The following is a 12,021-nucleotide window of genomic DNA, read 5'->3' as shown; positions in this document are numbered from 1 at the left end:
CTTGACCTGGTCGTCCACCCGCCCGACGAACTCCAACGCCCCGTCCGCCCGCCACCGGGCCAGGTCACCCGTGCGATACATACGGGCCCCCGGCCCCCCGAACGCATTCGCCAGGAACCGCTCCGCGGTCAGGCCCGGCCGATCCAGATAGCCCCGCGCCAACTGCACACCGGCCAGATACAACTCCCCGGTCACACCCGGCGGCACCGGCCGCAAACCCGCGTCCAGCACGTAGGCCTGCGTGTTCCACACCGGCCGACCGATCGGCACCACACCGTCCGAGCCGTCCCCGCACACCCACGACGTCACATCCACCGACGCCTCCGTCGGCCCATACAAGTTGTGCAGAACCGGCCCCAGCACCCTCTGCGCCCGCCCAGCCAGATCCGCCGACAACGCCTCCCCACTGCACAACACCCTGCGCAGGATGCGACCGGCCACATCGGCATCCGGCTCATCGAGGAACGCCCGCAGCATCGACGGCACGAAATGCACCGTCGTAACCCCCTGCTCACGGATCAACGACGCCAGATACGCCGGATCCCTGTGCCCCTGCGGACGCGCCACCACCAACCGCGCACCAGCAATCAACGGCCAGAAAAACTCCCACACCGACACGTCGAACCCGAACGGAGTCTTCTGCAAAACCCCCTCACCAGGCTCCAGCCCATACTCCGCCTGCATCCACAACAACCGGTTCACAATCCCCGCATGCGGCACCACCACACCCTTGGGACGCCCCGTCGAACCAGACGTATAGATCACATACGCCGGATGCGACCCCACCAACGGCACCACCGGATCCGTCTCCGGCCACTCACCACAACCCCGCACCTGAGCCACATCGTCCACCACACACACCGGCCTGGCGTCATCCAGCATCAACCGGACCCGCTCCGCCGGATACTCCCCATCCACCGGCAGATAAGCCGCACCCGTCTTCAACACCGCAAGCAACGCCACCACCAGCTCGGCAGACCGCGGCAACGCCACCGCCACCACCCGCTCCGGCCCCGCCCCCTGCTCGATCAAAGCGTGCGCCAACCCGTTCGCCCGCGCATTCAACTCCGCATAGGAGAACGTGACATCACCGGCCACCACAGCCACCGCGTCCGGCGTCCGCGCCACCTGCGCCTCGAACAACCCCGGCAACGTCACCGGCGCCACCACACGCCCGGTGTCGTTCCACCCCACCAACACCCGCTCACGCTCGACACCGTCGAGAATCTCCAACTCCCCGACGCGCCGACCGGGATCAGCCGCCACCGCCTCCAACAACCGCACAAAGCGCGCCACCAGCAACTCGACCGTGCCATGGTCGAACAGGTCGCTCGCGTAGTCGAGGGCACCGCTGATCCCGACCGCATCGCCATCCTTGCCGTCCTGCTCGGCCACGGTGAAGGAGAGGTCGAACTTCGCCGCCGCGGTCCCGACCGGCAGCGGGTTGGCCTGCAGGCCGGGCAGGTCGAGCCGGGGCTCGGTGTTGTCGTCCAGGACCAGCATCACCTGGAACAGCGGGTGCCGGGCGAGCGACCTGGCCGGTTCGAGTACCTCGACCAGGTGCTCGAAGGGCACGTCCTGGTGGGCGTAAGCGGACAGACTGGTCTGGCGGGCACGGGCCACCAGGTCGGTGAAGGCGGGGTTGCCCGAGGTGCTGGTCCGCAGCACGAGGGTGTTGACGAAGCAGCCGACCGCCTCGTCGAGCGCGTCGTCGGTGCGGCCCGCGATCGGCGTGCCCAGAGGTATGTCGGTTCCGGCCCCGAGCCTGCTGAGCAGAGCGGCAAGCGCAGCCTGCAGCACCATGAACAGGCTGGCGTCGCAGTCCCGGGCGAGCTCGCGGAGCCGGGCGTGTGCCGCCGCGCCCAGGGCGAACGGCACGCGTCCGCCCTGGTGGCCGGCCACTGCCGGGCGAGGCCGGTCCGCAGGGAGTGCCAGTTCTTCCGGGAGGTCTGCCAGTGCATCGGCCCAGTACGCCGTCTGTCGGGAGATCAGGCTCTCCGGGTCGTCCTCACGTCCCAGGAGGTCGTGATGCCACAGGGTGTAGTCCGCGTACTGGACGGGCAGCGGCGCCCACGTAGGGGCCTGACCGGAGCAGCGGGCCGCGTAGGCCTCGGAGAGATCCCGGGCCAGCGGGCCGTTCGACCAGCCGTCCCCGGCGATGTGGTGCAGGACGAGCACCAGCACGTGCTCGTCGGCGCCGAGGGCGAGCAACTCGGCATGGAACGGTGGCCCACTGGTCAGGTCGAACCGGTGGCCGGCCGCGGCGGTGAGCGCATCGGCGAGCCCCGCTTCGTCCACCTCGCGGACCGGCAGTCCGGGTGCGGCCTGTTCCGGGGCGAGAATCACCTGCCGCGGGGTCCCGTCGACCTCGGGGTAGACCGTCCGCAGTACCTCGTGCCGCGTGACCACGTCGGCGAGGGCCGTAAGCAGCGCGGCGTGGTCCACCCCGCCCCGCAGGCGCAGCGCGAAGGGCATGTTGTAGGTCGGGCTGGGCCCTTCCAGTTTGTGCAGGAACCACAGCCGGCGCTGCGCGAACGACAACGGAAGCACGTCGGGTCGGTGGGCCGCCGCGCGCAGCGCCGGCCGTTCTTCGCCCCCGACATCGATCCGGGCTGCCAGGCCCGCCACCGTGGGCGCCTCGAACAGGTCCCGTACCGAGAGCTCCGCCCCGAGCACGGACCGGATGCGGCTCAGCAGCCTGATCCCCTGTAGGGAATGGCCACCGAGGGCGAAGAACCCGTCGTCGACGCCGACCTCGGAGACGTCGAGCATCTCCGCGAACAGGCCGGCCAAGGTCTCCTCCGCCGCCGTGCGCGGGGCCCGTCGGGGCTCCGTCACTGAGGGGTCGGGCAGGTCCCGGCGGGCCAGTTTCCCGCTCGGCGTCAGTGGCAGGGCCTCCAGTGGCATCACCACGGACGGGACCATGAGCTCCGGCAGCACACGAGCGGCATACGCCCGCAACCCGGCCGGATCCACCACCGCTCCCGACGCGGCCATCACGTAGGCCACCAGCCGCTGGTCACCGGGACGGTCCTCCCGCACCACGACCACGGCCTGAGTGACATCCTCATGCCCGGCCAGCACCGCCTCGATCTCACCCAGCTCGATACGCAACCCACGCAGCTTGACCTGGTCGTCCACCCGCCCGACGAACTCCAGCACCCCGTCCGCCCGCCACCGGGCCAGGTCACCCGTGCGATACATACGGGCCCCCGGCCCCCCGAACGGATTCGCCAGGAACCGCTCCGCGGTCAGGCCCGGCCGGTCCAGATAGCCCCGCGCCAGCTGCACACCGGCCAGATACAACTCCCCGGTCACACCCGGCGGCACCGGCCGCAGCCCCGCGTCGAGCACGTAGGCCTGCGTGTTCCACACCGGCCGACCGATCGGCACCACACCGTCCGAGCCGTCCCCGCATGCCCATGAGGTGACGTCGACCGACGCCTCCGTGGGCCCATACAAGTTGTGCAGAACCGGCCCCAGCACCCCCTGCGCCCGCCCAGCCAGATCCGCCGGCAGCGCCTCCCCACTGCACAACACCCTGCGCAGACCCGTGCAGTCGGCCCCAGCCGGCTCCTCCAGAAACGCCCGCAGCATCGACGGCACGAAATGCACCGTCGTAACCCCCTGCTCACGGATGACCGACGCCAGATACGCCGGATCCCTGTGCCCCTGCGGACGCGCCACCACCAACCGCGCACCAGCAATCAACGGCCAGAAGAACTCCCACACCGACACGTCGAACCCGAACGGAGTCTTCTGCAAAACCCCCTCACCAGGCTCCAGCCCATACTCCGCCTGCATCCACAACAACCGGTTGACAATCCCCGCATGCGGCACCACCACACCCTTAGGACGCCCCGTCGAACCAGACGTATAGATCACATACGCCGGATGCGACCCCACCAACGGCACCACCCGCTCACCGTCACCGGGATTGCCCTCCGGCCACCCGTCGACCTCCCGCACCCCAGCCGGATCATCCAGAACACACACCGGCCGGGCATCATCCAGCATCAACCGAACCCGCTCCGCCGGATACTCCCCATCCACCGGCAGATAAGCCGCACCCGTCTTCAACACCGCAAGCAACGCCACCACCAGCTCGGCAGAACGCGGCAACGCCACCGCCACCACCCGCTCCGGCCCCGCCCCCTGCTCGATCAAAGCATGCGCCAACCGATTCGCCCGCGCATTCAACTCCCCATACGACAGCACCACATCCCCGGCCACCACAGCCACCGCGTCCGGCGTCCGCGCCACCTGCGCCTCGAACAACTCCGGCAACGTCACCGGCGCCACCACACGCCCGGTGTCGTTCCACCCCACCAACACCCGCTCACGCTCAGCCCCACCCAGAACCTCCAACTCCCCCACCCGCCGACCCGGATCAGCTGCCACCGCCTCCAGCAACCGCACAAAGCGGACCGCCAGATCCTCCGCCGTGCCGTGGTCGAACAGATCGGTGCTGTACTCGAGGCGACCGCCGAGTCCCTCGGGCTCACCGGCCGGACCACGAGCCTCGACGAGGTCGAAGGTGAGGTCGAACTTTGCCGCGCCGGCCTCGGCCATGTCCGGGCTCACCCGCAGGCCCGGCAGGACGAGCCGGGGCTCGGCGTTGTTGTGCAGGGTAAGCATGGTCTGGAACAGCGGGTGTCGGGCCGCCGACCGGGTTGGGTTCAGCGCCTCCACCAGGTGCTCGAAGGGCACGTCCTGGTGGGCGTAGGCGGACAGCGCGGTCTCGCGCACGCGGGCCACCAGCTCGTCGAAGCCCGGGTCGCCGGAGGTGTCCAGCCGCAGTACCAGGGTGTTGAGGAACAAACCGACGATGTCGTCGAGCGCGTCGTCCGTGCGCCCGGCGATCGCACTGCCCAGGGGGATGTCGGTGCCCGCGCCGAGGCGGGTGAACAGCGCCGCGAGTCCGGCCTGCAGCACCATGAACAGGCTCGCGCCGGACTCGCGGGCCAGCACGTCCAGGCGGGCGTGCAGTTCGGCGTCGATCGAGAGCGGCACGACTCCGCCGGTGTAACTGGCCACCTCGGGGCGGGGCCGGTCGGCGGGGAGGTTCAGTTCCTCGGGCAGTCCGTCGAGCGCGTTCACCCAGTGGGCGATCTGCCCGGCGATCACACTGTCCGGGTCGTTCTCGTGGCCCAGCAGTTCCTGCTGCCACAGGGTGTAGTCCGCGTACTGGACGGGCAGCGGTGCCCATCCGGGGGCCTGACCGGAGCGGCGGGCCGCGTAGGCTTCGGAGAGATCCCGGGCCAGCGGGCCGTTCGACCAGCCGTCACCGGCGATGTGGTGGATGACCACCACCAGCACGTGCACGTCCCGGCCGAGTGCGAACAGTTCCGCCCGCAGCGGCGGTTCAGTGGTCAGCTCGAACCGGTGGGCCGCGGCGGCGGCCACGGCCGCGGCGAGTTCCGCCTCGGCCGCCGGGCCGGTGTCCGCGATCTCGTGCACCGGCAATTCCAGGGCGGCGACGGCCGAGGTGGCCTCGAGGACGACCTGGCGCGGCACCCCGCCGGAATCCGGGAACACCGTGCGCAGGCTTTCGTGCCGGGCCACGACGTCGCCGAGTGCCGCGACGAGTGCGGCACGGTCGAGCTCGCCTTCCAGCCGTACGACGAAGGGCAGGTTGTAGTTCGGGCTCGCCCCTTCCAGTTTGTGCAGGAACCACAGCCGACGCTGCGCGAACGACAGCGGAACCGCTTCCGGGCGCCGCGTGAACGGACGGACCGGGGGGCGCCTGCGGCCGTGGCCGCCGTCCAGCCGGGCGGCGAGTCCGGCCACCGTCGGCGTCTCGAACACTGCGCGGATGGGCAGCTCCGCCCCGAGCACGGTCCTGATACGGCTGACCAGGCGGGTGGCGAGAAGGGAGTGACCGCCGAGGGCGAAGAACCCGTCGTCGATCCCGGCCCTGGGGACGCCCAGCACTTCGGCGAACAGCCCGCAGAGGATCTCCTCCTCCGGGGTCCGCGGCGATCGGCCGGGGTTCACCTGCGCCCGTGCGGGTGCGGGCAGGGCCCGCCGGTCCACCTTGCCGTTCCTGGTCAGCGGCAGCGCGCCGAGGGTGGTGAACACCGCCGGGACCATGACCTCCGGCAACCGAGCCGCCAGGTACGCGCGGAGGGTCTCCGGGTCCGCCCCCGCGGGATCGGCCGGCACGACGTAGGCCACCAGCCGCTGGTCCCCCGGCCGGTCCTCCCGCACGGCGACCGCCGCCTGTGCCACCGAGGGATGGCCGGACAGCGCGGCCTCGATCTCACCGAGTTCGATCCGGTGGCCACGGACCTTGACCTGCTCGTCGGCGCGGCCCGCGAACACCAGCACCCCGTCCGCGGTCCACCGTGCCAGGTCGCCGGTCCGGTACATACGGGAGCCCGCGGGGCCGAAGGGATTCGCCAGGAACCGCTCGGCCGTCAGGCCCGGCCGGTTGAGGTAGCCGCGGGCCAGCTGCGGCCCGGCGATGTACAGCTCCCCGACCACTCCCGGCGACACCGGCCGGAGCCCGGCGTCCAGCACATAGGCCCGCATGGACGTCATCGGGCGGCCGACCGGGACCGCTGGGCCGCCCGGCTCCTCACCGGGGGCGAGGTGGAAGTCGAGACAGCCGACGGTGGTCTCCGTGGGGCCGTAGTGGTTGACCACGGCCACCTCGGGGTGATGATCCCGCCATGCCCGCAGCGCTCCGGCGGGCAGTGCCTCACCGCCGAGCATCAGCTGCTTCACCGGCGCGAACCCGGCGGGCAGCGCGGCGAGGATGCCCAGGTGGCTCGGGGTCGCCTTCATGAAGGTCGCCGGGGTGCGGGCCAGCTGTGCCGCCAGCCAGAGGTCGTCGTCCAGTTCGGCCACGACCACGCACCCGCCGGAGGTCAGCGCGCCGTACAGGCCCGTGACGGACAGGTCGTAGGACAGCGGTGTGGGGATCAGCACCGTTCCGTCCAGGCCGGTGTAGACGCGCTTGGCGCGGGCCACGTAGCCGGCCAGGCCACGATGTCCGACCACCACGCCCTTCGGCCGGCCGGTGGAGCCCGAGGTGTAGATCACGTACGCGGGGTGGTCGGGCAGCAGGGCGGTGACCCGGTCGGCGTCGGTGGGGCGGGTGACGGCCTGCTGTTGAAGCTCCCGCACGACGGCCGGGTCGTCGAGCAGCAGGCGTGCGGTGCCGGAGCTCTGCGGGAGTCCGGCCGCCGCCTCGCCGGTCGTCAGGAGCAGGGCGGGGGCGGCGTCCCCGAGCAGGTAGGAGATCCGGGAGCCGGGGTGCGCGAGGTCGACGGGCAGGTAGGCGGCCCCGGCCTTGAGCACCGCGAGCAGTGTCACCACCAGTTCGGCGGAGCCGGGCAGCGCGACGGCGACCACCTGCTCCGGGCCGACTCCGCGGGAGATCAGCAGATGGGCCAGACGGTTCGCCCGCGCATCGGCCTCCGCGTACGACAACTCGGCGTCCGCCGCGGCGACGGCACGGGCCTGCGGGGTGGCCTCGGCCTGCTGCTCGAACAGCGACGGCAGCAGTACGGGGGACTCGGCCGCCGTGCCGGTGTCGTTCCACTCTTCCAGGAGGCGGTGCTGTTCGGCGGCGCCGAGGATCTCCAGGGCACCGATCCGTCGGCCCGGTTCCGCGGTGGCCGCCTCCAGGAGGCGTACGAAGCGGGCCATCAAGGCCTCGACGGTGCCGTGCTCGAACAGATCGCTGCTGTAGGCGGCGTACCCGGCGATGCCGCCCGGGGTGCCGTGGGCGGTCGAGGACTCGGTGAGGTTGAGTGCCAGGTCGAACTTCGACGTGTCCGACTCGACCTGTTCGGCCGAGGCGCGCAGGCCGGGCAGGTCGACCTGCGCGTCGAGCCCGTTCGTGAAGGTCAGCATCACCTGGAAGAGCGGGTGCCGGCTCAGCGACCTGACAGGGTTGAGCACCTCGACCAGGTGCTCGAAGGGCACGTCCTGGTGGGCGTACGCTGCCAGGTCCGTTTCCCGTACCCGGGCGAGCAGTTCGCCGAAGTCCGGGTCTCCCGAGGTGTCGGTCCGCAGGACGAGAGTGTTGACGAAGAAACCGACCAGGTCGTCGAGGGCGTCGTCGGTACGCCCCGCCACGGGTGATCCGATCGGGATGTCGGTGCCCGCCCCGTGCCTGGTCAGCAGCGCTGCCAGGCCGGCCTGCAGCACCATGAAAAACGTCACCCCGTGGGCCTCGGCCAGCGCCGCGAGCCGCTGGTGCAGGTCGGCGTCGACACGCACCGGCACGGTGCCGCCGCGGTGGCCGGCCACGGCCGGGCGCGGACGGTCACCGGGGAGGTCCAGCTCGGCGGGGAGCCCGGCCAGCGCCCGGGCCCAGTACGCCACCTGCCGGGAGACGAGGCTGTTCTCGTCGCTCTCGTCGCCCAGCAGTTCCCGCTGCCACAGCGCGTAGTCGGCGTACTGGACGGGCAGCGGCAGCCACCGCGGCGCTTCGTCGGTGCAGCGCGCGGCGTAGGCCGCGGACAGATCGCGGGCCAGGGGCACCATGGACCACGCGTCAGCCGCGATGTGGTGCACCACCATCAGCAGTACGTGCCGGTCCGGGCCGAGCGAGAACAGTTCCGCGCGCAGCGGCGTCTGGGTGGTCAGGTCGAAGCCGGTGGCGGCGCCGATGGCCAGTGCCTCGTCCAGATCGGCCTGGCCGACGTGGCGTACCGGAAGCGCAACGGCGACGGCCGCGGGGTCGAGTACGACCTGTCGCGGTGCGCCGTCGGTCTCCGGGAACACGGTGCGCAGGCTCTCGTGGCGCGTCACCACGTCGGTGAGCGCGGCCCGGAGGGCCGCCTGGTCGAGTGCGCCCTCCAGCCGGAGCACGAACGGCATGTTGTAACCGGCGCCGGCCTCGGGTCCCTCCAGCCTGTTCAGGAACCACAGGCGGCGCTGGGCGAATGACAGCGGAAGCGTCTCCGAGCGTTCCGTGGGCCGTACCGGCGGGCGGGCACGCCCGCCTTCCCGCTCCAGCGCGGCGGCGAGGCCCGCGACCGTCGGCGCCTCGAACACTGCACGGATCGGGAGTTCGACGCCCAGGGTGACCCGTATCCGGCTCAGCAGCCGGGTCACCAGCAGCGAGTCCCCGCCCATATCGAAGAAGCTGTCGTCGACCCCCACCCGGTCCGCGCCGAGCACTTCGGCGAACAGGTCACAGAGCAGTTGTTCGTTCGCGTCGCGCGCTGGGCGCTGGGCCTGCACAGCGGTGAACACCGGGGCGGGCAGGGCGGCGCGGTCGAGCTTGCCGTTGACCGTGAGGGGAAGGGCATCGAGCACGACGACGGCCGCCGGGACCATGTACTCGGGCAGACTGCGGCCGGCATACGCCCGCAGCTCCCCGGCCTCGGCCCGGGCACCCGCGACAGGGACCACGTAGGCCACCAGCCGCTGGTCGCCGGGGCGGTCCTCCCGCACCACGACCACGGCCTGCGCCACGTCCGCATGCCCGGCCAGCACCGCCTCGATCTCACCCAGCTCGATACGCAACCCACGCAGCTTGACCTGGTCGTCCACCCGCCCGACGAACTCCAACGCCCCGTCCGCCCGCCACCGGGCCAGGTCACCCGTCCGGTACATACGGGCCCCCGGCCCCCCGAACGGATTCGCCAGGAACCGCTCCGCGGTCAGGCCCGGCCGATCCAGATAGCCCCGCGCCAACTGCACACCGGCCAGATACAACTCCCCGGTCACACCCGGCGGCACCGGCCGCAGTGCGTCATCCAGCACGTAGGCCTGCGTGTTCCACACCGGCCGACCGATCGGCACCACACCGTCCGAGCCGTCCCCGCACACCCACGACGTCACATCCACCGACGCCTCCGTCGGCCCATACAAGTTGTGCAGAACCGGCCCCAGCACCCTCTGCGCCCGCCCAGCCAGATCCGCCGACAACGCCTCCCCACTGCACAACACCCTGCGCAGAACCGTGCAGTCGGCCGCAGCCGGCTCCTCCAGAAACGCCCGCAGCATCGACGGCACGAAATGCACCGTCGTAACCCCCTGCTCACGGATCAACGACGCCAGATACGCCGGATCCCTGTGCCCCTCCGGACGCGCCACCACCAACCGCGCACCAGCAATCAACGGCCAGAAAAACTCCCACACCGACACGTCGAACCCGAACGGAGTCTTCTGCAAAACCCCCTCACCAGGCTCCAGCCCATACTCCGCCTGCATCCACAACAACCGGTTCACAATCCCCGCATGCGGCACCACCACACCCTTGGGACGCCCCGTCGAACCAGACGTATAGATCACATACGCCGGATGCGACCCCACCAACGGCACCACCGGATCCGTCTCCGGCCACTCACCACAACCCCGCACCTGAGCCACATCGTCCACCACACACACCGGACGGGCGTCATCCAGCATCAAACGAACCCGCTCCGCCGGATACTCCCCATCCACCGGCAGATAAGCCGCACCCGTCTTCAACACCGCAAGCAACGCCACCACCAGCTCGGCAGACCGCGGCAACGCCACCGCCACCACCCGCTCCGGCCCCGCCCCCTGCTCGATCAAAGCGTGCGCCAACCGATTCGCCCGCGCATTCAACTCCGCATAGGAGAAAGTGACATCACCGGCCACCACAGCCACCGCATCCGGCGTCCGCGCCACCTGCGCCTCGAACAACCCCGGCAACGTCACCGGCGCCACCACACGCCCGGTGTCGTTCCACCCCACCAACACCCGCTCACGCTCAGCCCCACCCAGAACCTCCAACTCCCCGACGGGTCGTTCGGGGTCGGCGGTGGTGAGTGTCTCCAGCAGGTGGATGAAGCGGTGCAGATGAGCGCTGTTCTCCGCCGCGTCGTACAGGGCGGGATTGGCGTCGAAGTCCACGCGCAGCGTGCCGTCGCCCGCCCGGTCGTCCACGCAGATGGACAGGTCGTGCACCGGCCCGATCGACAGGTTGCGGATGGTGGCTCGGGATGCGCCGAAGACCAGGTCGTAGGCGAAGGACATGATGTTGATCATCGGACCGACGAGGCGGCGGCCCCTGCCCACCATGTTCAGGTCTCGCCTGATGTCCTCGTACCGGTAACGCTGGTGCTTGAGCAACTGCCGCATCTCGGCGGAGACCTGCCGCATGAGTTCCCGGCTGCTCATACCCGGCCGGACCTCCAGCCAGAGCGGCAGCTCATTGGACATCGGCCCGCGGATACCCCGGCCGCCGCCGGTCCGCGCGGCAACGGGGACACCGAGGGCCACTTCCTCGGCGCCGGTCATCCGGCTGAGGTACGCGGCCGTGGCGGCGATCAGTGGAACGGGCAGGCCCACTCCTGACCGGCGTGCCAGCGCCCGCAGGGCATCCGAGGTCGCGGTCGGCAACTGCGCGGTCTGCCGCAGGAAACTCCGCGACAGTTCGCCTGCCCGTCCCGCCAGCGTGACCGCCTCGGGACGGCCCGCCAGCTTGCCCTGCCAGTAGTCCCGGTCGCGCGCGAAGCGCTCCGAGGCGCGGTATGCGGTGTCGTCGGCGAGGAGCAGGTCCAGCGCGCCGCTGTTGTCCTCCCGTTCGGGACTCCCGTTCACCAGAGCCGTGTAGACCTCGGCCACGCGGTGTGCGAACAGTGCGCACATGAACCCGTCGGTGACCAGGTGGTGCCCGCGCAGATAGAAGAAGTGGCGGTCGGCCCCCGTCCGCAGGAGCGCCAGGGTGAACGTCCGGCCGGCCTCGAGGCTCACCGGCCGGGCCATCTCGGCCCTCATCCACGCCTCGGCGGCAGCTCGCGGGTCAGGCTCGGCGCTGACGTCCAGAACGGCGAACGGCCAGTCGCCCGCCGGCCCGTACACCTGCCGCGGGCCCTGGTCGTCCTGGACGAAGCCCACGTTCAGCGTGTCGGTCTCCGCCACCACCCGCCGTACTGCGGTCTCGAGCAGGGGAACGTCGACCGGGCCGTCGATCTCCAGGTACTCCGCAGTGTTGTATGTCGGGCTCTCCGGGTCGAGCTGCTGCGCAAACCAGATGCCGCGCTGCGCCGACGACAGGGGCCAACCGCGGTGCAGAGTACCGGACAC

The 12,021-nt window shown here is 70.9% G+C and carries 1 protein-coding gene (running past one end of the window); it reads right to left on the bottom strand.

Translation table 11 applies throughout. The features are described 5' to 3' along the window. On the bottom strand, nucleotides 1-12,021 hold the 5' portion of the coding sequence (locus ACFY0F_RS09085; RefSeq protein ID WP_388791030.1) for a non-ribosomal peptide synthase/polyketide synthase. The gene continues 10,908 nt to the left of window position 1, outside the view; only the first 12,021 of its 22,929 coding nucleotides appear in the window; the start codon lies at nucleotides 12,019-12,021; the stop codon falls past the left edge of the window.

Origin of the sequence: Streptomyces sp. NPDC001544, from assembly GCF_042894285.1 — a bacterium.
GTDB lineage: Bacteria > Actinomycetota > Actinomycetes > Streptomycetales > Streptomycetaceae > Streptomyces.
The sequence above is the reverse complement of the archived record's forward strand: the minus strand, read 5'-3'. Positions and strand labels throughout refer to the sequence as shown.